Origin of the sequence: Candidatus Cybelea sp., from assembly GCA_036489315.1 — a bacterium.
In the GTDB taxonomy this organism is placed as follows: domain Bacteria; phylum Vulcanimicrobiota; class Vulcanimicrobiia; order Vulcanimicrobiales; family Vulcanimicrobiaceae; genus Cybelea.
Genome location: DASXFZ010000010.1, coordinates 114,493 through 138,079 on the forward strand (window position 1 = coordinate 114,493; position 23,587 = coordinate 138,079).

Genomic DNA, 23,587 nt, shown 5'->3' on the forward strand with positions numbered 1-23,587 from the left:
ATGCAGCGTGGAATACCTGCCCCCGCCCTCACCCTCGGGAGCGCCCGAAGAAGGGCCCAAACCAGTTCGCAAGCGCGCCCAAGGCGGCATCGGCGCTCTGGCCGCCGCGCTGCTCGCCTTCGTCCTGAAATTTAAATTTCTGCTGTTGTTGGGCGCGAAGTTCTTTGCGATCAGCTGGACATTTCTGCTCTCGCTGTGGATCTACATCGTCGTCTTCGGCTGGAAGTTCGCGATCGTGATCATGCTGCTGCTGCTCGCGCACGAACTCGGCCATTACTTCGCCTTTCGCGCATACGGACTGCCGGCACGTCTGCCGGCCTTCGTCCCGCTGCTCGGCGCCTTTACGGCCGGCACTCCGCCCGAGGATCTCGAGCACGACGCGTACATTGCATTGGCCGGCCCGCTCACCGGGCTCGGGCTCGCGGCGGTTTGCTACGCAATCGGCGCCGCGACGCACGATCGCTTTTGGTACGCGTGCGCCGATCTCTCCGCGTTTTTGAACCTCTTCAACATGATTCCAACGCCGCCGTTCGACGGCGGACGAGTCATCGGCGCGCTCTGGCCGCCGCTCTGGATCGTCGGTTTCGCGGTCTTCATCGCGCTGGCGATCCTTTGGCACATTCCGCTGCTCTTCATCGTAATCATCGGCGCGCTCGGACTCCCCGCGATGATCGCCGCGTGGCGCGGTCACGTCGACCCGCGGGCCGCACGCATGACCTTCGCTGCGCGCGGACGCGTCAGCGTCTGGTATCTCGCAACACTCCTGGGGCTGCTGGTCGTCATGGCGCAAGCTCACGCGATCGCAACCCCCGGCTCCGCCGGTCCGATTTGGTAGCGCTCCGCTTTCTCGCACTTGCGTACGCGGCGATAGCAATCGCACTGGCCGCGGCGCGCCCAGCCGCGACGGGCGGTCCGCTCGCGCGCGATTTCGAGGCGTATTGGTCCGCGGGCGTCACCGCGAACGCCGGAGCCGATCCCTATTCGCGCCGCATCTGGAAGGCCGAAAGCAGCGTTGCGGGCGTCGATCGCCGGCGAGACGAACTGCTTCCCTTCATCGGTCCGCCGGCAACGCTGCTCTTGTGGCGTCCGTTGGCGCGCCTGCCGTACGCCGCCGCCGCCGCGCTCTGGTTAACGCTTCTGACGATCGCCTTGCTGGCGCTGATCCTCGGCGCGCTTTACGGAATTCGCGAACGCATCACGCCGGCGCCGTTTCTCGCCGCGGCGGCGCTCGCGATCGCCTTCGGGCCGATCACCAGCGACATCGCGCTCGGGCAGATCGCGCTGCCGGCGTTCGTCGCGGCGACGCTCTTCGTCATCGTCGTCGACCGCTCGCTCCTCGCCGCGGCGGCGGCAGCGGTCGTTGCGTTCGCGCAGCCCAATCTCGCGCTCGGCCTCGCTTCGCAGTTGGGCCGAGTCCGCGCGCTTCTCGCGATCGCCGGCGGCGCGCTCGTCACTTATGGACTGGGTGCGCTCGCGTTCGGCCTAGCGTGGCCGCTGCACTATGCGAGCGCGGCGCTCGCGCACGGCACGGCAGAACGCTTCGTTGCAATTCAGATCACCCCGGCGGCCGTTGCGTACGGCTTCGGCATGCCGCGCAGCGCAGCGTGGGCGCTCGGTGTCGGCGTCGCAATCGTGGCCGTGGCGGCGGGTGTCGCGCTCGTGCTGCGCGTGCGCGAGCCCTTCGCGCGATTTGCCGGCTGCTCCGCGCTCGTACCGTTTGCCGCGGCCTTCGTGCACGAGCACGACCTGCTCGTCGCCTACGTCGCCGCTCTGGCCTGCGCGCGCGCAGCGCGCGGCGCGGCGCGCGTCGTGGGTTTTATCGGAACGCTGCTGGTCTGCATCGACTGGCTCGGCCTCGCGCAGCGTCCGTCAGGGGTCGGACAGAGCGCCCTGCTCGGGTTGGCAGCGGCCGCGGCCTTTGCCGCACTGGCTCCGGCCGGCGAGCCTCGGGCTACGCGCGCGATTCTGCCGATCGCCGTGCTTTTCGCAGTAGCCGCGTCGCTCGCCGTCCACCATCCCGCGCCCGTCTGGCCCGACACGCTCGGCCTTTTTCACGCCTCCCGCGGGGCCAGTGCCGCGGCCGTCTGGCTCGCCGAGCAGCGCGTAAACGGGCTGCTGGCGGTCGCGCCCCTCTGGGCCTTTTTGCGAACGCTCCCGCTGCTCGGCTGCGGGCTTTTAGCTTACGCTATATATCGAGGTCCATGACGTTATCGAACGGCGTAATCGCATTTGGATGGAAGTTCTTCAGGTCGCTGTTGTAGGCGAAGATATCCTCGCGCAGCGACGTCACGACCGTGGGCACGTCCTTCACCAGTTCTTGTTCGACGGTCAGCACGTCGGCGTTACGCTGCGTCTGGTCGAAGTGCCGAAATAGCCCGTCCATCGCTCCCTGCGCGCGCTGGTTGCACCAGTGCAGGTTGTTCTGCCCGTTGGGCGGGATCGAGTGGCACGAGTACAGCGGCGACATGTCGCCGATCGCGTCGTTGAGCCACGCGAAGATGATCACGTCCCACTTGTTGGAGTAGACGATGCCGCCTGACTGGAGCGGAGCGAACATCAGCGCCGGCGGATAGTGCCGCACAGTGATATCGACGCCGATCTGCTTCCAAGTCGATCGAATCAGCTCGATCTGTTCGTCGGCGTCGGGCGCACCCGCCGTCGTTGCAAACTCGAGCATGAGCTTCGCTCCATTCTTCTGGCGGATTCCATCGGAGCCGCGCACCCACCCGTCCTTATCGAGCAGCCCATTGGCCTTGGCGATATCGAATGGAACCGGCGGGATTGAAGAGACGTAGTACGGCGCCGTCTTCGGCGTGGTCACGTCCTGGAGGATGCCCACGCCGCGTCCGACCTTATCGATCAGCGTCCGCCGGTCGATCGCCATGCGCAGCGCCTGACGAACGATCGGATCGCCCACCGTCGCGCGCGTCGTGTTGAAATCGAGGTGATTGAAGAAATAACTCGGCTGACGGAGGACTGAGACGCCGGGGATCGCCTGCACGCGCGAGAGATAGGCTCCCGGCACGAGATCCCACATGTCGATCTCCTTGGCCTCGAGCTGCGCCAGCACGGTGTTACGATCGGGAACGATCTTGTAGATGATCTCTTTGAGCTTGGGCTGCCCGCGCCAGTAAAGCGGATTGGGAACCAGTACGATCTGCTGGGCGCGGTCCCAGCGTTCGTACTTGAAGGGCCCAATTCCAATCGGGAGCGAGTTGTAGGCTACGTGGTTGATGTTGGGATATTGCGCGAGCAGGTGCTTGGGCAGGATGTCCGGGTTCGCGCCCGCCGTCGAAAAGAAGGTTTCTACGAACGGCGAGTACGGTTTCTTCATATGGTAGACGACGGTGTATTTGTCGGGCTCGTCGGTCTTCGTGATCTGATCCCAGCCGAGGCGCCCGACTTCGTTGTTGGCCGGATTGAGCACGACCTTGGTCGAGAAGACGACGTCATCGGCGTCGAACGGCGCCCCGTCCGACCACTTCACGCCCTTACGGATGTGATAGGTGATCGTCAGCCCGTCTTTGCTCACGCCGCCGTTGGCCTGCGTCGGGATCTCCGTCGCGAGTTCGGGATACGGCCGGTTATGCTCGTCCCATTTGACGAGGTACGCTTGCGTCATCGACGACAAGTAACCGATGGCGGTGAACTGCCCCAGATGCGGGTTCAGCGTGTTGACGTCTCCGGCATCGGCATACCGCAACACGTGCGGCTGCGTCCAGGAGTTTGCCCGCCCGCCGGCGGCGGCGCCCCCCGTCTTCGTGCAGGCGCATAGGCCCGCCACTGCGCCGGCTAACGCCGCGACGTAAAGAAACCGCAGATTCATGTTCGCTGAGCTCCTCTTAGCAAGTCCTAGATCGAGTAGTTCCAGGGGTCCCAAAACGCCGAGATGACGGGAGAAGGTTGGAAGCCCTTGAGGTCTTTGTTGTAGACGTACGGAATGCGATTGAAGTAGAGGATGATCGTGGGAACGTCGCGCGTCAGCTGCTGCTGTACGATGATGTAGTCTCGCTTGCGCCGCGCTTGATCGACCGTCTTGAGCGCGTCGTTCATCGCTGCCGTCGCCGCAGGATTATTCCAAAGCATCGCGTTCTGACCCTTGGGCGCGAGGTTATCACCGGAATAGATCGCGCTGTCGTCGGGATCGGCGGCGCCGAGCCAGCCGAAAAGCGCCACGTCGTAGTGCCCGCCTTGGAGAATACCGTTGGTCGAGTTGTCGAAGAACTGGCTGCTCGGATAGTTTTTAACGTCGGCTTGGATGCCGACGTCGCGCCACTGCCGCTGGAGCACCGTCTGCGTTGCTTTGCCGCTGGAAGATTCGGTCTGCGTGCTTAAAGTAAACTCGAGCCGCTGGCCGTTCTTGACGCGGATCCCGTCCGGCCCTACCTTCCACCCCTGGGCATCGAGCAACGCCTTTGCCTTCGCCGGATCGAACGGATAGTGGGTAACGTCGGTCGTAACCGCCCACGAGTAGTGCGGCTGTTGATCGGTATCCGCCGGAATTCCCGAGCCGTGCTGCACCTTGTTGATGATCTCCGCGCGATCGGTGGCGTACGCGATCGCCCGGCGTATTTGCAAATCGGAAACGATCGGGTGCTTGAGGTTGAAGTCGACGTGCGACCAAGAAAACGCGTCGACGCGCTCGGCAACCAGACCGTTGCGCGGATCGGCCGCGAGGGCCGAATACTCGGGCCACTTTAGCCCGGTGCCCAGCGCGAGCAGATCGAGCTCGTGCGTCTGCAGCTGCGTCACCGCGGTGTTCTCGTCGGGCAGGATCTTGTAGACGACCCGCTTGAGCTTGGGCGCACCGAGATAGAAATCGGGGTTCGCCACCATCTCGACGTCTTGCCCGCGATGCCAGGCGACGACTTTGAACGGCCCGCTGCCGATCGGCAGCGCGTTGTAGGGCGCCGTATTGAACGAGCCCTTGTCGTCGTTGTATTTCGCCAGAATGTGTTCGGGGAGAATCGGCATGTTGCCGTTCACGCTCCACAGCTGCTGCAAGAAAGGCGCGTAGAGCCGCTTCATATGGATAATGGCGACGCTGGGATCGCTGCAGTCGATGCTGCCGATATCTTTGAAGCCGTCGGTGGTGATGACGTTGTTGTGGGTGTTCATCACGACTTGCCAGCTAAATTTCAGGTCGTTGCAGGTCAGCGCGACGCCGTCTTGCCACTTGATGTTCGGGCGCAGCTTGTACTTGAGCGTCAGGCCGTCTTTGCTGACGTCGCCGTTGGCGATCGTCGGAATCTCGCGCAGCGCGTCGGGGAACGGATGCGCGTTCTGGTCGTAGCGGATCGTCCACGAGTAGATGAACATCGAAAGGTCCAGTGTCGGCGAACCCGAGTTGAGCGCGGGATTGAGATTCTTGGGATCGCTGAACTCGGTCCAGCGCAGCACGCCCGGCTGCGTCCAGCCGTTGCCGCCCGCGCCGCCGCCCTCGTTGGCAACCTTGGTGCATCCGGCGAGTCCCGTGACGGCTATCGCCGCGAGCATGCAAACGGCCCTCAAGTTCATGCTGACGCCCTTTCTTCGTCCGGCCCGGTTTGCATCGTTTCGGGGTCGATCCCGTGTCGCTTGCAAAAATCGCGATAGGCGCTGGGCGCAATCTCCGATGGTTTGATCTCGCTGCGGCCGCCCCAGAAGACGTTGGTGTAGGAAAACGGGATACCCGCCTCGCGCAGGTGTTCGTCGATGGCCGCCTTGTGCGCCAGGACGACCGGCTTCTCCATGCCGTGCGCGACCGCCATCACGTTGACGTCGTGAAACTCCGGGCCGCCTTCGCGCCAATAGCCGTGGGTGATCACGTAGTGACGCCCGACCTCGCAGCCTGCCCGGACCTCCAACCCGCGCGGAACGGCCCAGTGGAAGAGCGCGTTGTAGCGCGTCGCACGTTCGTTTCCGGCCGTCGCCTTGACGTGCTCGAGGAAGGTCGAAAAGCGTCCGACGACGCCTCGCGCCTGCAGTTCCCGTGCGATCTCCAGGAATGTTTGGAGGTCGACACCGGCTTCGCCGGCCCGAGCGCTCCACAGGTCGCGCACGATCTCGTCGACGCGAAACTCTCGCTTGAGCGCGATCAGGACGCGCCACTGCAGATCTGAGAGCTCGACGAGCGCGGTGTCGAGAGGTTTTGCCGGCTCGTCGGCGCGTGCACCCGGTTCGAGTCCGCGCCGGCGAACGTGCCCCACGCCGAGCGCAAAGAGCATCTTCGCCGGCATGAGCTTCACGCGTTCGGCGCCGACTTGGCCGCGCAGCCACTCCGCATGCTTGGCCAGCGAGTAGCCCTGCGGAACTTTGAGCGTCGTCCACAACCGGTAGCTGCTGCCCACCGACACGGCGTCGGTCGTACGGATCACGACGTGGCCGGAGAAGGGATCCTCCCTGAACATGTAGTCGAAGGCCGCATCGAGCTTCGCCGGCACCACCTCCCACGCGCAGAGCGCACCGCGCGCGAGGCTCGTCGCGAGCATCGTCTGCCGGACGCGGCGGATCGTACCCGCCTCGAGCATCGCGGCTATTCGCTCGATGACGGTCTCGACCGGAAGGCCGCTGCGGGATGCGATCTCGCCGAACGGGTCGGCCTGAAAACCGGAAAGGCGATCCTCTGAGACTGCGAGGATCGCCGAGTTTACGGGATCGGAAATAGTAGCTGGAATGTCTCTACAGTTGGACGTCGCTCATGCCCATCGCATATAAATAATTCTCTTCGGCCGTATAGACGCCGTACAGCGCGGTGATGTACCCCGACTGCGCCGTCGTCAGGTTTGCTTCGGCAGTGACGACGTTGAGAATCGTCGTCGCGCCGACTTTGTACTGCGCCTGCGTCGCATCGAGCGAAACCTGCGCCGAGGTTAGCTCCGAACGCGCCTGCACGAAGGATGCCCGCGATGAAATCAAGGTCGCCAGGGCCGAGCGAACGTTCGACTCGACCGACAGCCTCGTTAAGTTGAGGTTCGCGATTGCCTGATCGAGCTGCGAGGCCGCGACCGCGACATTATAATTCGTCTGGCCTTGATCGTAGATCGGGATCGAAACCTGCAAGCCGATCGTTTTGTCGTTGGTCCAGCTGCCCTGGCCCGGGCAGACCGAGAACGGCACGACGTTTCCATTCTGATTAGTTTGGGTCGTGGAAAAGCAGTCGATAAACTGGCGCGTTACCCCGTCGCTGGCCGCCGCGGAGAGTATTGGAAAGCGGGCCAGCTTTGCGTAGCGCAGGTTATCTCTCGCCGAAAAAACGTTGTACGCCGCGGAAATGTAGTCCGGCCGCATGATCAACGCCCGCTTCAACGAGACCGTGTACGACGGATTCGGTGCGTTCGGCTGCGCGGAGAGCGGCTTGGGTAGGACCATCGCGTCGGCGTCGAGTCCAAGTGTGGTCGCGAAGGTCGCTTGCGCGCCGATTGCCGTGCCTTGAGCGGTTACCAGGTTCCCTTTCGCCTGCGCGGTCTGGAACTGCGCCGCTGCGATGTCGGACCGGGCTGCCGCGCCGTTGCGAATTTGTGCCGCGACCGAGGCTTCGTTGACCTCGAACTCCTTAACGAGTTGTGCGTCCGCGGCAACCGTCGCATTATCTTCCAGCACGGCGTAATACGCCGTAGCGACGTTCAACTCGAGCGTTTGGAGGTCGCGCAAGAGCGTACCGCGACCCGCAACATCGGCCTCTTTCGCCGAGCGGATCGCCGCGATCGTCCGGCCGCCGTCGAAAATCAGCTGGGTGATCGTGATCGACGCTGATTCGTTGACGACGGTCGCGTGTGAAACCGGTGCGGCTTGCCCGAGGCCGAACACGGCGGCCGGACTTGGGCCGATGCTCGGCAACGGCGTCGTCGTGCCGCCGCCCGAGCTCGTCGTGCCGTTGCTGAACTCTTTGCCCATTTGGGCGTTCGCGCTGACAGCGGGGAAGAGCGCCTGGCGTTCGGAGGTGTACTTAGCGTGAATCGCGACCCACTGCGCATTCTCGTTGGCGAAGGTGGGTGAAAGCGCGACGCCGATGCGAACGGCGTCGGTAAGCGTGATTGTCTGCGGGACGCCTTTCTTGGGCGCCAGCCTTTCGACGTCGGGGGCCGGCGTGCCGTACGCCGGGTACGGAATTGGGCTGCCGCTTATCGTCGGCTCGGGAAGTGGTGACGGCATGACGATGCCGGGCACGCCCTCGATCTGTCCCGAGTTGGGAACGTTCTGGGCAAGGGCCACGCCGGTCACAAGACCGCCCAGCCCGAGTGCGGCGGCCAGCACTCGCGCGCGAAACCTTCCTTGCTTCACGCTCAGTGCACCGCGCCTGGGTTCGAGTTGGCGGGCGCGGGGCCGTTGGCGACCGCGACTGCGCTGCCATCCTTTAAAGCGTCGGGCCGGGTCGTGATGACCATCGTACCCGCCGTGACCTGCGGTGCGATGATCTGGGAGAGCGTATCGGTCTCGACGCCGACTTTGACCGGCACGGCCTGCGCCTTGCCGTTGGAAACGATGTACACGATGCTGCTCCCCGTTGGAGTCTGGGCGACGGCGCCGCGCGGGACGACGATTGCGTTGGAGGCCTTCTGTTTCGTGACTCTGACCGTCACCAGCATGCCGCCGCGCAGGACATAGCCCGGATTTTGCAGTTCGAGCCGGGCCAAGTAGGAAAGGGTTCCGGAGGTCGGCACCGCGTTGACCGTCTCAATGGGGCCCGTGAAGCTGTGCCCCGGAAGCGAAGAAGACGAAAAGGTAACGGTATTGCCCGAGTGCACGTAGGAGAGGTATTCGTCCGGAACGTTGACGTTGATCCAGACGCGATCGATCCGCGCGACCTGCAGGACCGGCTGCGAGGGTGATGCATAGGCGCCGGGATCGAGCAGGCGGTTCGCGACGACCGCATCGTAGGGTGAATAAAGGTAGGTCTGCGACAGTTGGGTGCCCAGCACGTGGGCCTGGGCCGAAGCCGCCTGTGCAGAGGCCTGCTGCGACTTCACGTTCTGGTAGCTGACCGCATTGTTTCGCAGCCCGACCACCGCGTTGTCGTAGGTCTGCTGCGCCTGGACGAAGTTGGCCTGAGACTGCTGCAGCTGCGTCTCCGAAACGTAGCCCTGTTTGTAGAGTTGCTTGTTCTGATTGTACACGAGCTGGGCGTTCTGCAGGGACGCCTTCGCGGTTTGGACGGCTGCGGCATTGGTCTGGGTCTGCACGGGGTAGCCGACGACGGCGCCCTGCGCCGACGCCGCGGCCTGAGCCGCTTGGGCTTGGGCCTGCGAGAGCTGAGCCCGTAAGGTCGAGGGGTCGATCGTTGCCAGCAGCTGGCCCTTGTGGACCATGTCGCCGATGTTCACGTTGATCTTCGTGATGGTGCCGCTCTGTTGGAAAGCAAGCGTCGACTGGTTCAGCGGCGCAATCTGTCCGTCGAGCGTTACGTACGTGGCAATGTTTTGGCGCGTTGCCGGGGACGCGTCCACCGAAAGCGGCGGGGCCCCCATCGCGGGCTTCTTCCCGCACGCGGATAGCGCGACCGTCGCCGCCAGCGCGACGAGCATCGTTCTGAGCATCTGTATCCTCATCCGGTCCTTCATGGTCTGATATACGGCGCCCGGTGGCTTTTGATTCAACGGGCGAGGTAACCTATCGTCTAACCTCGGCATGAGGTAATAGGCTGCAAGGCGTATCTCCCCCAGGCAATGAGCGCGAAACTCGACATCGGCCGCTCGTATAGCCTACAGAGCCGCGTCGAGGAATGGATGACGGCTGAGAAGGCCGGTAACAAGGGCGTCGACGTACTTTCCACGTCGATGCTCGTCCAGCTGGTCGAAAGTGCGGCTATCCACTGCATTGAGCCGATCTTGACCGCCGGGCAGATAACCCTCGGTACGCACATCGATCTCGAGCATCGCAAGCCGGTCCCGGTCGGGTTCATCGTCCGGACCGAAGTCGAGGTCGTGATGCTCGACGGGCCGCGCGTAAGCTTCGCGGTCCAGGTCTTCGACGAGCAGGAAGCCGTGGCCGAAGGAAGCCACGAACGGTACATCATCGAAAAGGGCAAGTTCCTCGCAAAACTGCGGGAAAAGCTCGCCTGAAGAGGCGAAAACCTGCAGGTAATCGGCCTCCCACTGCAGGGGAGCCAATCGGCAGTCCCCGAAGGTGAACGGAACGTGCCTTAGGCCGCCCCCAGGGCGGTCGAAGGCTTAGTTCTCACAACAGCTAGGAGGACACATTGAAGCGACTGAGCACTGGGGTCCTGGCCGCGCTTATGGTAGCGGGTCTAGGGCTCAACGCGGTCGCGGCCCAGCCTGGCGCATCGCATGGCAACATTGGAACCAACGCGATCGCGCAAGACCAGGCCGCGAACCCTGCTCCGCCGGCGAATTTTGGTTCGCCGCCGTCGGGTCAGTACCCGATTCTCTACAATGACCATCACGTCTACACCAAGCCCGACGTTCTCAAGCAGGGCCGCGTTCTCGCGGCGCTGGTGAGAGGCGGAACGCTCTTGATCCCATTACGCTCGATGTTCGAGCAGATGGGCGCAACCGTTTCGTACGACGCGGGCACGAAGACTGCGACGGTCAGTAAACCCGGCGCCGAGGTCAAAGTGACCGTCGGTAAGCCGGAAGTCATCATCAACGGCGAATCGCGTCCGCTGGACGTTCCGCCGATGATCTATCAAGGCGCCGTTCTCGTACCGGTCCGTGTCATTTCGGAAGGTATGGGCGCATACGTGCTGTGGGTTCCGGATCGCCGGCTCGTCGTCGTACGGTACATTCCTGCGACGCCGCCGCCGTCACCGGCTCCGCCACCGCCGCCTCCGCCCCCGCCGCCGCCGCCGACACCGACGCCCGCTCCTTACTACGACTTCTACGTGGCGGGCGACTACATCATCTCACCGACGGTGTACAACGAGTTCGTTAACGGCTCGCATAGCGACAACAACAGCGGCGGGTTCTCGTACCGTCTCCACGGCGCGATCGAGATCCCGGTTGCGAACCTCCCGTTCATGGTCGCGGTCGACTATCGCCAATACAACTGGCAGCATGCCTGCGGCGGCACCGGCGATCCGGGCTGCTACGTGACCACGATCGGCGGTCTCGGCCAGGCGTCGGTTCCGGCGTTCCACGGCCAAGACTACTCGTTCGATACGCGTCTGGGGCTTCGCATCCTCAAGCCGCGCATCTACCTCGCTGCCGCATACCTCTGGCGTGGAAACAACTACGGCTATCCGCGCGAATCCAACATCGGCGTCGGGCTCGAAAAACTGCCCGATCTCGATCGCGTATTCTCGTTCTACGGTAGCGCGTACTACTTCTTCAACGTCAACGGCAACTACAGCAGCAACCCGCTGTCTTGCGGAAATCCCACCGGTCCCGGATGCACGTACCAGGTCGGATACAACGTCCTCAAGTACGACATCGGCGTATCCTACACGTTCCCCAGCTTCCCGCTCTTCATAGAGGCGGGCTTCCTGGGCGACCGTGGCTGGAATCTCAATGCCGCGCCGGTCGGCTTCTCAGAGAGTGGGCCGTACGCAGGCATCGGCCTGAAAATCTAGTCTTCGGACCGGATAACGTAAGAAGGTCTCCGCCGCTGGCGGAGACCTTCTTCGTTATCGTGGGGAGCCATGATTTAGGTGAGTTCGCTTTGGTTTAGCCGGGATATTGCTCCGTCGCGGATACGGTTTTCGCGGCGGTGTAGCGGCGAGGGTACTGGCGGGTTACGGCTGTTGATACGTGAAGGGTTTAGGTGTGGGCGAGGACGTGGGCGTGGGGAACGCCGACATCGATGGATATTCGCTTGCCTCGGGCGACGGCTCCACGCATGGCGGTACGATCAACGCGACCGCGGGGTGGCCCGGTGCGGGCGAGGGGGTCGGCGAAGCGACCGGCGTGTTCTCGGGGTGGACGCCCTTGGGGAGCGGCGTCGGGCAGATCTGCGCGAGGGCGAACCAGTGCTCGGTGAATCCGCCGGAGGCGATCTGCGATTTCATCGTCTTGCCAAAATAGGTGTTGGGGTACTTCTGAACCAGCAGTTGCATGAACTGCCACGTCAGCTCTTGCTCCTGCTGCGTGTAAACTTTCCGCAAGACCAGTACTGCGAGGAAGTACGAACGCGCGAGCTGCGGGTCGTTGGGGTACTTGGCCGCCCACTTGCGAAGCGCTTCCGTCGCGAAATCCAGTTTCGCGATCAGGTGTTGATCGGTCGTGTAGTCTCCGGCGCTTACCGTACCATCTTTGTACGTGTTGTCGATGCCGAGGTAGCTCATCTTCATCCGTCCGAAGTACTCGTCGCCGGGTGCCGAGCTATTGAACTGTTCGCACTGGACATGTTGCCACTTGCTCTTGGTTGCGCCGCAGCCGTCGCTTGACGCCTGCTTTTTTACGGCCGCCGCGGTCGCGGCGGGTTTCGGCGATGGCGTGCTCGCGGCGGCTGTTGAAGCCGGCCCTTCTGTTGTGAGCAACGCAATCGAGCTGGTGGCGGCAACGGCAACGGACAACGCTGACAGCTTGAGTCTCATCGGCTGTGATTTTTCTCGCGCGCGGGCTCACGGCCTCCCCGAGCACGCAAATGAGGGGCACTCCGACGACGTCGCGAACGTCGCGGCATGAGTCGCTCAATCAGCGTCGCTGCTGTGCAGCTTCAAGCACGCGACCGCGGCGATTTTTCCAGCGCGTTCGTCGGCATCCTCGATGCCGTCGCTCGCGCGTCGCGAGATGCGGACCTGCTCGTGCTTCCGGAAGGCACGATTCCGGGCTACGTGCTGGGTCACGATCCGCTCGATGCGCGCCAGGTCGACGATGCAATCGCCGGCCTGGCGAAGATCGCGCGTGCGACCGAAACGGTGATCGTCGTGGGCGCGGCGATCGCGGAGCGCGGCGCACAGCGTAACGGCGCAATCGTCATCGACGCCGATGGTTCCCTTGCCGGCCGCGCAGACAAGCTGTTCCTTTGGCACTTCGACCGGCGCTGGTTCGCCGGCGGAGAGCGCCTCGCTGCAGTGCGCACGAGCGTCGGCTCGCTCGGCGTGCTCGTCTGCGCCGACGGACGGCTGCCGACGATTTCGCGCGCGCTCGTGGACGACGGCGCCGATCTGCTGGTCATGCCCACCGCCTGGGTCACAAGCGGGCGCGATCCGCGCGCTTTGGAGAACGTGCAGGCCGATCTGCTCGCACGCGTCCGCGCCTATGAGAATCGAGTCCCGTTCGTTGCCGCCAATAAGTGCGGCAGCGAGCTGGGCATGGTCGCCTACTGCGGCAAGAGCCAAATCGTCGACGCCGGCGGCGAGATCGTCGCGATTGCCGGCGAACGCCGGCCCGAAACGTTGCGCGCTTTACTGACGCTCGAATCCGAGCGCCCAGCGCGTGCGCAGCCGGTTGCGCCGGCTCCGCGCGCTTCGAGCCCCGGCGTGCCGCTCCGCATCGCAATCGCCGGCGAGTCGCTCCCGGCCGACGTGGATTCTCGTCTCGAAATGCTCGACGATGCGTACGCCATCGCCCCCGGGGACTCGCAGCGACTCGAAATGCTCGACCGCGCTCTTCCCGCGGCCGCGGTCGGGGACGAGCGCGTTCTCGATCCTGCCGGCCTGGTTCCGTATCGCCGCGCCGGTTATGGGCTCATCGTCTGGAGCAGCGATCTTCCCGAACCGTGGCTCGAACATATCGCGCGGGCACGCGCGCTCGAGCTGCGCGTGTACCTCGTCGTCTTCGATCGCACGCGTGGGCGCGCGTTCGCCGTCGATCCCGACGGCACGATCGTCGCCGGCACGTTCGACGACTTTCGCCTCGCAAGCTTTACCTACGATCCGCGCAAGACGCGCGAGACGACCGTCGCGCCCGGCACCGACGTCGCGGAAGGCCTCGAGCGCATCGCCGCCCTCACCGGAGCGCGCGCGTGAAGGCCATCAGAAGGACTCGCTTGATTTGGAGCCGCGTTAACTCGCTGGCGGCGGCGGTCGTCGCCGTCCTCGCGGCGATGGGAACGCTCTTTGCGCACCATCGCTCCGTCTCGGCACTCTCGGAGGAGAACCGCGCGATCATCGCCCAAGGCCGAGCCGTCGACTCCTACAACGCGTACGAGGCCAAAGAGATCCGCTACACGATCTACCAGGCGCTGATCGCCGGCGGCGTCATTCGCGACGGCATCGCGCTCCAGCGCGTCAAGGCCGTCGCCGCCGACGAACGCCGCTCGTCACCGGCGATGCTCGCCGAAAGCGAAGCGCTCGATCAGCAAGCGAAGGATTCCGAAGCGCACGGCGAGATGCTGATGCGCTCGTACGAGACCTTGCAGCTCGCCACGACCTTCTTCGAAATTGCGATCGTCTTCGTCTCGATCGCCACGCTGGCGGAAGTGCAGTACCTGTTGCCGGCCGGCGTGGTGCTCAGCGGCATTGGTCTGGTTTTCTTCGCAACCGGTCTTCTGCAGAGCCGCTAGCGGAAGTGCAGGTTTAGCGAGTGCTGCGCAGGCTCGCGGTGCTCGTGCTCGCCTCGCTGATGCTCGCCGGCGCGAAGCCGGCAAAGCCGCAATCGCGCCTGGCCGCGGCAATGTTCGCGACCGCGCGCTGGCCATATCTGCCGGGCAGCATTCTGCCGCTGCGCATCGACGGAATCACCGTCCCCTACCACATCGCGGTGCTCGGGATCGGCCGGCTCGTGCAAAACGCCAACGCGTACGCGGTTCCGTCGTCGGCCACCGGAGGATCGGCACTCTTGATCGCCGGCAACGCCCACGCGCTCGGTGTAACGAAGCTGCAGATCGCGCCGGCGCCGCGCGTCGACCGTCCGCTGGTCTTCGTCGCTTCCTACGACGACGGGCTCGTCGTGCACGATCCGGAGAGCTTCGCGGTGCGCGGCGTTCTCGCAACGGGCGGCGTGCCGACCGACGTCGCCGTCGACCGCTCCGGGCGCGTCGCCGCGACCGATACGCAGGGATCGGAGCTGACGCTGCTGAGCCTGGCGCCGTGGAACGTTGAAAAGGCCGGCGGCGTAGTATCGGGCGACGATGTCGCCTTCGATCCGGCGACGGGAGCGGTCTTCGTCACCGATCGCGACTACAACGGCAGCGGCGCGCTCACGCGCGTTGCGCTTGGAGGCGAGGTAACGCGCGTCGTTACGGGCGAGACGGCCGAAGGCATCGCCGTCGACCAACGGCGCGGAATCGTCTACGTCGCCAACGCCAACGACGGAACGATCGCCTTCGTCGATGCGAACACGCTTCGCGTGCTGCGGCGCTTCCCGGCCGTGCCGCGCGTCTTCTCGCTCGCTCTCTCGCCCGGCGGCGACCGGCTCTACGCCGTTTCGAATCAGTCGGCAGACTCACCCTTCGCCAGGCCCGGCGCCGCGATTGCGATCTCGCTAACCACAGGCGTGCCGCGCGTGGTCGCGCGCAGCGCCGATCTCGCCTTTCCGATCGGCGTCGCGCTCGACGCGCGCAGCGATACGCTCTTCGTGAGCGACGAAGAGCGCCGCGAGGTCGACGTGCTCGATGCGCGCACGCTGCGCGCAAGACGCGCACCTCTGCGCACCTGCGCGATTCCCTGGAAGCTTACCGTCGACGAGCCCAGCGGGCGGCTCTACGTTCCTTGTGCGGGCGACAACGAGATCGACGTATTCGATACGCGCACCCTGCGCCGCATCGCACACGCCCCGTTTGCCACAGGCGGCTATCCGCTAGCCGTCGCAGTATGGCATCCGTGAACCTCGTCGCGCTGATCGCCGCGCTCTTGCCTGCTCTCCTCACGCCCGCGGCGCCATTTCCGCGCATCGTGGCGCAGGCGCCGACGATCGAAAGCGTCGCCCCCGGGGTCGACTACGGCGATTATCAGCTGCTCACCGCCGACGGACCGCTCTCGGTTCACGTCATCGTGGTCGCGCCGCATCGCGGCGACGTGCGGCTGGAGAACGTCTTATCCGGCGACGAGCTCGTCTCGCGCGGAGAGACGATCGGCTCGATGGCCAAGCGGACGCGGGCGATCGCCGGCATCAACGGCGACTTCTTCGATATCGGCAATACGAACCGTCCGGTGAACATGGTCGTACGCGGCGGCGCGCTGCTGCAGCTGCCGTACAAGCGATCCGTTCTCGCCATAACGCGCGACGGGACACCGCACATCGCGGAGTTCAGCTTCACGGGCCAAATGGAGATCGCGCAGCGCACGATGCCGCTCGACGGGATCGACGAGATGCCGCTCGGCGGTGCCGGGCTCTCGCTGCTCACCCCGTTCTACGGCCGCGTCGCCCCCCACGATAACGTTACGCTCGAAACGCTCGTGCCGCTGGGCGGCGTGCCGCCGCTCACACGCTATCGCATCACCGGCATCGCCGACAACTTGAGCCCTCAGCCGCCGGGATACTACGTGGCGATCGGCTTGAACGACTATAACTCCGTCGGCGCGCCCGACGTCGGCTCGGTGATCGGCGTCGACGGCGACCTCTCGCCGTTCGGGTTGACGTCGATCGCCACCGCGATCGGCGGCGGTGCGCTGATCCTGCACGACGGCGCTTGGTACGACGATCCGGACGCTCCCTATCGCGAGGAGAACGCCCGTCGCGTCCCAGTCTCGGGTGCCGCGATCGCGCCCGACGGTCGCCTCTTCCTCGTCGAAGTCGACGGTCGTCAGGCCGAGCTGAGCATCGGCCTCAAGCGTCCGGAGTTCTCGGCCCTGATGCGCGCGCTCGGCGCGACCGAGGGGCTCCTGTTCGACGGCGGCGGCTCCTCGACGATGGTCGTCCGCCGCCTCGGCGACCCGGCCGCGGGCGTCGTCAACTCGCCGTCCGACGGTAAAGAACGTCCGGTCGCCGACGGCCTCTTCGTGTACAGTACGGCGCCGGTCGGGCCGGCGGTGCGCCTGGTCGCGCGCCCCGGCGTCGTTCGGGCGGTGCCCGGCGCCGGCGTTTCGTTGCGCGTCGCCGCGGTGGATTCCGCCAATAACGTCGCCGGCAACGGCGGTGCCGTAGAGGTTAGCGTTACGCCGGCCTCGCTCGGCTCGTATCGCGACGGTACCTTCTTCGCGGCGCATCGGGGGATCGGACGGCTCGCGTTGCGCAGTGCAAACCTCAAAGGCGAAGTGCCGGTAGAGGTCAAGGCGCGGCCGGCGCGCTCGCGCATCGAGCCGCCGCGGCCGAACGTCGACCAAAACGGACAGGTACTTCTCGCCGCGCAGGCGTTCGATGCGCGCGGCTACCCGCTGCAGCTGCCGTCATCTCTCCCCTGGAGCGCGAGCAGCGGTTCGATCGACGGGCGCGGCAGCTATCGCGCCGGGTCGAACGACGCCAACATCAGCGTCCGCATCGGCGATACGCTCGCGACGACGCGCGTGACCGTCGGCTCGCACGGGGTCGCACTTCCCTTCGCGCAAAGCGCGCGCTTCGTCACCGCGCCGCGCGGCGGCCCCGGCAGCCTTGCTAAAAATGCCGGCTGCGGCAGCTGCGTCCAGCTGCGCTTCTCGTTTTCGAACGGCGAGCGCGCCGCCTATGCGAAGGCCGACATCCCGCTGCCGGACGATACGATCGGCGTGGAGTTCGATCTCTCCGACGACGGCAGCGCCGCGCGCGTGCGCGTAGCGATTCGCAACGAAATCAACGAGGACGTCTTGCTCGACGCGACGCGTTTGGGGAACCCCGGATGGCGACACGTCGTCGTTCGATTTCCACCCGACGCGCAAGCGATGCGCCTCGTCTCGATCTACGTGCTGCCCTCGAAGGGCGTGGAGCTCTCCGATGGAAGCATTGGCCTGCGCAACGTTCGTGCGATCGTCGCGGGACACTAGGTTAGCTAGATTCGCACGATGAGTCCGCCCGCAAGCAGGAGCAGGCCGAGCACGACCGCGACGAGATTCGGCGTCGACACGACCTCGACTTGCGGATAGCTCACGATCTCGCCGCGCAAGCGCAGATTTGCGGCGCGAACTTCGTGCCCGTCAGCGCTCATCGCGATCCCGTGCGCCAGCGGGCGATCGTTCTCGTCGTCGACCGCAAAGAGCACCGCGCCGCCGGCGATGCTCGCATCGTGAAGAAATGCCGCGGCCTGCCGCGGATCGAATAGGATTGCTTTGATCACCCGGGCCGCCGACGGGACGTCGAACGAATCGAACGGCACGTCCATCCCCACGATCGTCTGATGCTGCTGCATCAGCAGCACGGGGGAGAGGAAGACCGCGCCCTGCGGCTGGGTTATGGTTAACCGGTTTCCGCGCAGGTCGCGAGCTTCGACGTAGACGACGCTGCGCGGCTGCGTGCGCAGCACGAAGCTGCCGGCGTTGCGCCGCCGTGACCCGATCTGCAGCGGCGCCTGAACCGGCCGTTCCAGCGTCACCGCCGTCGGGTCCCCGTTGACGAGGGGAAACCAAAGCGTCCCGAGCGACTCGACGCGGACGCGCTGACCCGGAGCGCCGATAACGTCTCGATTATCCGGCGCGAAGAGGCCGTTGGCCACGCCCGCCACGCCGACGACGATCGCGCCGGCCGCGACGGCAGCCGTCGCCCAGCGCGAGCGCAGTCTCTTTGCTCGGTTGAAGACGCCCCGCGCCGAGACCGCCGCAACGACCAGCACTGCGGCGAGCCCGACGTTGTACCATCCGCTGTGATAAACCGGCTCTCCGGGGAGCAGCAACTCGAGGCAGACCGCCGCGCCGGCGATCAGCGCCGCCGAGATGAAACGCGTCAATTCGAGTGCGTTGCCGCAGCGACGGCGGCGCGCATCTGATCGAGCGTCAGTGCGCCGTCGAACCCTCGCACGACGACCCCTCGGCGATCGACGATCACCGTCGTCGGCAGACCGAGCGCGGTATACGTTCGGCCGTATTGCTCGGCCGAGTCGATCCAGATCGGAAAGCGAATTCGCAGCGAAGCGGCGAACGCGCGCGCTCTCTGCGGCGACTCCCCTTCGTTGATCCCGACGACCGCGATACCGCGCGATCCGTACGCGTCGGCGAGCCTTTGGAGATCCGGCATCTCCGCTCGGCACGGCGGACACCAGGACGCCCAGAGATTCATGACGACGATCGAGCCGCGATACTGCGTGAGCGAAACGCGCTGCCCGAGATCGTCGCGCAGCGTGAAGACCGGCGCCGGACGCCCGGCGGCACTGCTCGGCCCGTTCACGTTTGCCGGCTGCGAAAAGAAGTACGGCGCGGCGACCGCGGCCGACGCCGCCAGCACCACGAAGACGCCGGCCCACGGAAGATAACGCTGCACTGCACCGGCCCCTTCCGGATTGTAAAGCGAGGAGCCCTGCTTTCACGCACGAAACGGCGACGGCGTGCCTGCTACAATTCTCGACGGACGCGCACTGGCGGCGGAGCTTCGGACGGAGCTCGTCGAGCGAACCGGCGCGCTGCTCGAGCGTGGAATATCGCCGAGGCTCGCGATCGTCTTCGTCGGGGAGAACGAGTCGAGCCTCGCCTACGTGCGCAATCTCGCGCGGACCGGCGAGCGCTCCGGCATCGGTATCGAGGTGCGTCATCTTCCCGAGAAGGCGTCGACCCGCGACGTGCGCGAGACGCTCGAAGAGCTTCGCGACGATCCGGCCACGCACGGAGTGATGCTGCAGCAGCCGCTCCCAGCGCATCTCGCAATCCGTGAGATCGCCGATGCGATTCCGGCCCATAAAGACGTCGACGGCACGCATCCCACCAACCAAGGCCACCTGGCCTTCGGCAGCGGAACGGAATACGTCCCGGCGACGCCGGCCGCGGTAATGCTGTTGTTGGAACGCAGCCCGCACTGGCCGCTGCGCGGGCGGCGCGCGGCGATGATCGGCCGTTCGATCGTCGTTGGTGCACCGGTCGCAATGCTGATGCTCGCACAGGATGCTACCGTAACGGTTTTGCACAAAGATTCGGCGTCGCTGCAGCCGTACGTCAGCCTTGCCGAAATCGTCGTGGTCGCAGCCGGCGCGCCGGGATTGATTCGCGGAGAAGATCTCATGCCGGGAGCGACGGTCATCGACGTCGGCACGACGCTCGTCGACGGCATCCTTCGCGGCGACGTCGACTTCGAGAGCGCGGTCGAGGTTGCCGGCGCGATCACTCCGGTACCCGGCGGAGTCGGCCCCGTAACGAACGTTGCGCTGCTCCGCAACGTGGTCAAGGCAGCCGAATATGCGGCTGCAGGTCGCTAGTTCCGGGGCGCCAAAGCGGCCTGGGTGAAGCCGACGCCGCACGAACTCGATGCGATGCAAGCCCAGCCGCATCCGCTGCTGCTCGAGCTCGAGCAGCACGCGCGCAAAAACGGCGTACCGGTCGTGTCGCGACAGACGGGGCGTCTGCTCTCGCTGCTCGTCACGGCGATGCAGGCGAGCCGCATCCTCGAAATCGGGACGGGCTACGGATATGCGACGCTCTGGATGGCGCTGGCGCAGCCGCGGATGGGCAAGATATGGACGATCGATCCAAGCGCCGCGCACACCGACGTGGCGCGCTCCTACTTCGGCCGCGCCGAGGAGGACGACTACATCGAGGTCTTCAATACGCCGGCGCTGGAACTGCTCGAAAACTTCCCGCATCGCAACCTGGATATCGCCTTCATCTCCGCGCACGAAACGAGCTACGAACGCTATCTCGAACTCGTAATCCCGACGCTGAAACTCTCGGGCCTCGTCATGTTCCACCACGCCGCCGCAGCGCAGCGCGAATTCCGCGAAACCTTTCTCGCCCGGCCCGACCTCGACGCGATGATTCTCGCGCTCGACGACGACGCGATCGCCATCGGCGCGCGCCGTCAATGAGCGATTCGACCTCGTTCAGGCACGCGATGCGGCACGTGCCCACCGGCGTGACGGTGGTGACGAGCCTGAAGGACGGCGAGCCTCGCGGGATCACCGTCAACGCGTTCGCCAGCGTCTCGCTCGAGCCGCCCTCGCTCTCGATCTGCATCAATCGCGAGGCGCGCAGCTACCTCTTTATCTCAACTTCGCGGATCTTCTGCGTGAACGTGCTGGCGGGCGATCAGCGGGCGCTCGCCGAGCGCTTTTCCGGCAAGGTACGCGAGCGCCAGTTCGTCGACGTCGACTACGAAGTCGAAGCGACCGGCGCTCCGGTCATCCCCGGCTGCATCGCGCACTTCGATTGCGAGGTGGCGCACGAGTTTCACTTCGGATCGCACTCGATCCTGATCGGGCACGTGCTCTCGTGCAGCGCCCGTGCAGGCTCGCCGCTGGGATACTTCAACGGCGGCTTCCACGACTTTCACATCCAGGTGGATTAGAGAGCACCGATGCTGCGTCGCGAGACCTTCGCCGTCGGCCCGCTGGCCTGCAATTGCACGATCCTCGCCGACGACCGCAGCGGTGAGGCGATCGTGGTCGACGGCGGCGACGGCGTCGATGAAGTGGACGCCTATCTGCGCGAACGAAACTGGCGAGCCACGCGGCTCGTCCACACGCACGCGCATATCGATCACATTGGAGATCTCGAACGGCTGCGCGAGCTCACGAACGGCCGCGGGCTTCTGCATCCCGCCGACCTCCCGCTCTACCAGTCGCTGGCAATGCAGGCGCGTTGGCTCGGCCTCCCGCATGCGCCGCGCGTCGTCCCGCTCGACGGCGATCTGCTCGACGGCGACACGTTCGAACTCGGCGAAGCGCACATCGCGGTTCTGCACACCCCGGGGCACACACCCGGAAGCGTCTGCTTCGCGGCCGGCGACGGCTCTGAGACGATCTTGCTGACCGGCGATACGCTCTTCGCCGGGTCGATCGGCCGCTGGGACCTCGGCGGCACCTCGATGGCCGACATTGTCAGCTCGATTCAGCGCAAGTTGATGGATTTTCCCGACGCGACGCCGGTCGTTCCCGGGCACGGGCCCTTCACGACGATCGGCACCGAGCGCCGCTCGAATCCCTACCTCCGTGCCTGAACGCAAGCGCCGCCTCTTCATCGGCATCGAGCTCGACGACGACGCGCGGGCGCGCTGCGAGGCGGTCGCCGATGCGCTGAGCGCGACCGGATTCGCCGCCCGCTTCGAAGCCCCGGAGAAGCTGCACGTCACGCTCGCCTTTCTGGGGAACGTGGAGGCGGCGCACTACGCCGCGATCGACGCGGCGCTTGGCGAGAGCGCCAAGCGCTGCGCACCGTTTACCCTCCACCTGGATAAAGCCGGCGCCTTTCCCAACGAGCGGCGTCCGCGCGTCGTCTACGTCGGGGCGCGCGAGCAGGGCGAAGCGTACCGTCATCTCGCCGCAGCCGTTCAAGGCGCCTACGCGGCGCTGGGCTTCACGTTCGAAGAAGATCCGGTCGCGCACGTCACGATCGCACGCGTAAAAGAAGCGTCGCGCCCGCTTCCGCTCATCGAGGTGACCCCGTTCACGCTCGAAGTGCGAACGATCTCACTCTTCGAATCGATCTTCGACGCCAAGGCAAACACCTCGCGCTACGAAGTTCCGCACCGCGCCCCGCTGCTCGCCGTGTCATCCTGAGCGCAACACACGCCGTGTCATCCTGAGCCTGTCGAAGGACGGTCGAAGGACGGGGGGCGTTAGCGCAGTTTGATGAGGAGCTTGGCCTCGCCGTTTCCGTTCGTCGACGCGACGGGCGCGTGCGCCGGCTCCGCCGCAGGAGCATCGGCCGGGCGCGGCATCGATCCGAAATCGGGCACGCTTCCGGCGCCGACTTTCGAGCGGTAGTCGTCGAGCGCGACGTGCAGCGCCTCGAGCGCGCGTTCGGGGTAATCTTTCTTCTTCTCGGGATAGCCGTCGAGCAGGCCCTCAACCTCGGCGGCACTGATCGCCGCTGCTTCGTCGATCGTTTTGCCCTTTGCGAGCTCGACAACGAGACTGCACGTCGCCGTTCCGAAACCGCAGCCGGTCGTGAAATACGAGATGTCCTCGATGACGGCGCCCGGCCCGACCTTCAAAAAGAAGTTGTACATGTCGCCGCAGGAGTCGCTGAAGTACTCGCCGCTCGCCGTCGGCTTCTCCATCGTGCGAAAGCCGGTGCGCTCTTCGACCAACCGCTGAAATTTCGGAAAATCCATGAATCCAATAACTCCTAAGATACCGGCGTGGTTGCCCGCTCCGGGTGCATTTCGAAACGGCACTCTTTCCCGCCGTGCGCGAGCGACTCGGTCTGCTCGTGCCGGCCGCCGATCGTCTCGTCGATGACGTGGTGAATGACCTGGCAGACCTCCGGATGCTCTTTGGCGGCGTTAGAGTACGGACACGAGTGTTCGTGCAGCACGAAGCCGTCGTCGATCAGACTGTACTCGGCGACGACGCCGCTCTTGCGCAGCATCTCGGTGAGCTGGGCAACTCGCTCTTGCGGTTCGTCCGAGGTAACGCTGAGGCGGGCCCGCGCGACGGCGCGTTCGGAGAGGCCGTCGAAGATCTGCTTGACCGCCGGCGGACCGAATTGATCGCGCACCTCTCGCAATACCGCCGAGAGCATTTTGTCGTAGGCCTGAGGGAAGAGCCGGTCGGCTTCGGGTGTCAGCGAAAACTCGTAGGTGGGCTTGGTCGGGCCGCGCCGGACGGAGGTTTCGGCGACCAGACCGTCGCGCTCCAGGACCATCAGCTGCTGGCGAACCGCGTTGGGCGAGAGCCCGAAGACGTGCGCCAGGTCGGCCGCCGAGGCGGAGCCTCGCCGCCGCAGCTCGCTGACGATCTTTCCCCGAGTCGTCTGGAAGAAGCGGTCCTGGTGCATCTT

At 65.2% G+C, this 23,587-nt stretch carries 23 protein-coding genes; 13 read left to right on the forward strand and 10 right to left on the reverse strand.

All coding sequences use genetic code 11. The annotated features are described in order from the left end of the window. Positions 1-7 precede the first annotated feature (7 nt). Positions 8-835 carry a site-2 protease family protein gene (locus tag VGG51_02245; protein HEY1881845.1) on the forward strand — a complete coding sequence of 276 codons (828 nt, stop codon included), beginning with the start codon at positions 8-10 and terminating at the stop codon, positions 833-835. Then, positions 829-2,205, forward strand: a complete 1,377-nt coding sequence (locus VGG51_02250; protein ID HEY1881846.1) for a glycosyltransferase 87 family protein — start codon at positions 829-831, stop codon at positions 2,203-2,205. Before VGG51_02245 ends, VGG51_02250 begins: the two co-directional genes overlap by 7 nt. Here the strand turns inward: VGG51_02250 and VGG51_02255 are convergent. From VGG51_02255 to VGG51_02275, 5 genes are all read right to left on the reverse strand, one after another. After that, on the reverse strand, positions 2,186-3,826 hold the full coding sequence (locus tag VGG51_02255) for a peptide ABC transporter substrate-binding protein (GenBank protein ID HEY1881847.1): 1,641 nt from the start codon (positions 3,824-3,826) through the stop codon (positions 2,186-2,188). The two genes, VGG51_02250 and VGG51_02255, sit on opposite strands and share 20 nt — an antisense overlap. Before the next feature lie 26 nt (positions 3,827-3,852). Then, positions 3,853-5,517 carry a peptide ABC transporter substrate-binding protein gene (locus tag VGG51_02260; GenBank protein ID HEY1881848.1) on the reverse strand — a complete coding sequence of 555 codons (1,665 nt, stop codon included), beginning with the start codon at positions 5,515-5,517 and terminating at the stop codon, positions 3,853-3,855. Next, on the reverse strand, positions 5,514-6,509 hold the full coding sequence (locus VGG51_02265; protein ID HEY1881849.1) for a hypothetical protein: 996 nt from the start codon (positions 6,507-6,509) through the stop codon (positions 5,514-5,516). The genes VGG51_02260 and VGG51_02265 overlap by 4 nt, the downstream gene beginning before the upstream one ends. Positions 6,510-6,660: 151 nt before the next feature. Next, the gene (locus VGG51_02270) at positions 6,661-8,262 is read right to left on the reverse strand and encodes a TolC family protein (protein ID HEY1881850.1); all 1,602 of its coding nucleotides are present in this window, start codon (positions 8,260-8,262) and stop codon (positions 6,661-6,663) included. A gap of 2 nt (positions 8,263-8,264) precedes the next feature. Next, positions 8,265-9,539 carry an efflux RND transporter periplasmic adaptor subunit gene (locus VGG51_02275; GenBank protein ID HEY1881851.1) on the reverse strand — a complete coding sequence of 425 codons (1,275 nt, stop codon included), beginning with the start codon at positions 9,537-9,539 and terminating at the stop codon, positions 8,265-8,267. 105 nt (positions 9,540-9,644) lie between these two features. Here VGG51_02275 and VGG51_02280 point away from each other — a divergent pair, with 105 nt between their 5' ends. Together VGG51_02280 and VGG51_02285 are read left to right on the forward strand one after the other, a co-directional pair. Next, the gene (locus tag VGG51_02280) at positions 9,645-10,040 is read left to right on the forward strand and encodes a hotdog domain-containing protein (protein ID HEY1881852.1); all 396 of its coding nucleotides are present in this window, start codon (positions 9,645-9,647) and stop codon (positions 10,038-10,040) included. Positions 10,041-10,177: 137 nt separating this feature from the next. Next, the gene (locus VGG51_02285) at positions 10,178-11,506 is read left to right on the forward strand and encodes a copper amine oxidase N-terminal domain-containing protein (GenBank protein HEY1881853.1); all 1,329 of its coding nucleotides are present in this window, start codon (positions 10,178-10,180) and stop codon (positions 11,504-11,506) included. Between the two features lie 162 nt (positions 11,507-11,668). Here the strand turns inward: VGG51_02285 and VGG51_02290 are convergent, their stop codons facing one another. Continuing rightward, the gene (locus VGG51_02290; protein HEY1881854.1) at positions 11,669-12,469 is read right to left on the reverse strand and encodes a hypothetical protein; all 801 of its coding nucleotides are present in this window, start codon (positions 12,467-12,469) and stop codon (positions 11,669-11,671) included. 87 nt (positions 12,470-12,556) lie between these two features. On the opposite strand from VGG51_02290, the gene VGG51_02295 reads away from it, so the two are divergent. From VGG51_02295 to VGG51_02310, 4 genes are read left to right on the forward strand one after another with little or no spacing between them, the layout of a single operon-like run. Continuing rightward, entirely contained in the window at positions 12,557-13,846 is a 1,290-nt protein-coding gene (locus tag VGG51_02295; protein ID HEY1881855.1) for a carbon-nitrogen hydrolase family protein, read from the forward strand. After that, positions 13,843-14,382 (forward strand): DUF4337 family protein, encoded by a 540-nt coding sequence (locus VGG51_02300; GenBank protein ID HEY1881856.1) that lies wholly within the window; start codon positions 13,843-13,845, stop codon positions 14,380-14,382. The genes VGG51_02295 and VGG51_02300 overlap by 4 nt, the downstream gene beginning before the upstream one ends. 20 nt (positions 14,383-14,402) lie before the next feature. After that, positions 14,403-15,644, forward strand: coding sequence for a hypothetical protein (locus VGG51_02305; GenBank protein HEY1881857.1), 1,242 nt, complete (start codon positions 14,403-14,405; stop codon positions 15,642-15,644). Continuing rightward, positions 15,641-17,716 carry a phosphodiester glycosidase family protein gene (locus VGG51_02310; protein HEY1881858.1) on the forward strand — a complete coding sequence of 692 codons (2,076 nt, stop codon included), beginning with the start codon at positions 15,641-15,643 and terminating at the stop codon, positions 17,714-17,716. The genes VGG51_02305 and VGG51_02310 overlap by 4 nt, the downstream gene beginning before the upstream one ends. A gap of 5 nt (positions 17,717-17,721) precedes the next feature. On the opposite strand, the gene VGG51_02315 is transcribed toward VGG51_02310, so the two are convergent. Beyond that, complete coding sequence (locus VGG51_02315) at positions 17,722-18,612, reverse strand: hypothetical protein (protein ID HEY1881859.1); 891 nt, start codon at positions 18,610-18,612, stop codon at positions 17,722-17,724. Continuing rightward, positions 18,609-19,142 carry a TlpA disulfide reductase family protein gene (locus VGG51_02320; protein HEY1881860.1) on the reverse strand — a complete coding sequence of 178 codons (534 nt, stop codon included), beginning with the start codon at positions 19,140-19,142 and terminating at the stop codon, positions 18,609-18,611. Before VGG51_02320 ends, VGG51_02315 begins: the two co-directional genes overlap by 4 nt. A 64-nt stretch (positions 19,143-19,206) precedes the next feature. Between VGG51_02320 and VGG51_02325 the strand changes: the two genes are divergently transcribed. The 5 genes from VGG51_02325 to thpR are packed head-to-tail and all read left to right on the forward strand — an operon-like array spanning position 19,207 to position 22,362. Further along, on the forward strand, positions 19,207-20,067 hold the full coding sequence (locus tag VGG51_02325) for a bifunctional 5,10-methylenetetrahydrofolate dehydrogenase/5,10-methenyltetrahydrofolate cyclohydrolase (GenBank protein ID HEY1881861.1): 861 nt from the start codon (positions 19,207-19,209) through the stop codon (positions 20,065-20,067). 24 nt (positions 20,068-20,091) lie between these two features. Next, positions 20,092-20,673, forward strand: a complete 582-nt coding sequence (locus tag VGG51_02330) for a class I SAM-dependent methyltransferase (GenBank protein ID HEY1881862.1) — start codon at positions 20,092-20,094, stop codon at positions 20,671-20,673. Next, positions 20,670-21,152, forward strand: coding sequence for a flavin reductase family protein (locus VGG51_02335; protein HEY1881863.1), 483 nt, complete (start codon positions 20,670-20,672; stop codon positions 21,150-21,152). Before VGG51_02330 ends, VGG51_02335 begins: the two co-directional genes overlap by 4 nt. A gap of 9 nt (positions 21,153-21,161) precedes the next feature. Next, positions 21,162-21,803: an MBL fold metallo-hydrolase gene (locus VGG51_02340; GenBank protein ID HEY1881864.1), complete on the forward strand. Its 642-nt coding sequence runs from the start codon at positions 21,162-21,164 to the stop codon at positions 21,801-21,803. Beyond that, a complete protein-coding gene (thpR, locus tag VGG51_02345) occupies positions 21,796-22,362 on the forward strand; it encodes an RNA 2',3'-cyclic phosphodiesterase (GenBank protein HEY1881865.1) in 567 nt (188 codons plus the stop codon). Before VGG51_02340 ends, thpR begins: the two co-directional genes overlap by 8 nt. A 59-nt stretch (positions 22,363-22,421) precedes the next feature. On the opposite strand, the gene VGG51_02350 is transcribed toward thpR, so the two are convergent. Together VGG51_02350 and VGG51_02355 are read right to left on the reverse strand one after the other, a co-directional pair. Next, positions 22,422-22,919: an iron-sulfur cluster assembly scaffold protein gene (locus VGG51_02350; protein HEY1881866.1), complete on the reverse strand. Its 498-nt coding sequence runs from the start codon at positions 22,917-22,919 to the stop codon at positions 22,422-22,424. A 14-nt stretch (positions 22,920-22,933) separates the two neighbouring features. Then, a complete protein-coding gene (locus VGG51_02355; GenBank protein ID HEY1881867.1) occupies positions 22,934-23,584 on the reverse strand; it encodes a winged helix-turn-helix transcriptional regulator in 651 nt (216 codons plus the stop codon). Positions 23,585-23,587: the final 3 nt, after the last annotated feature.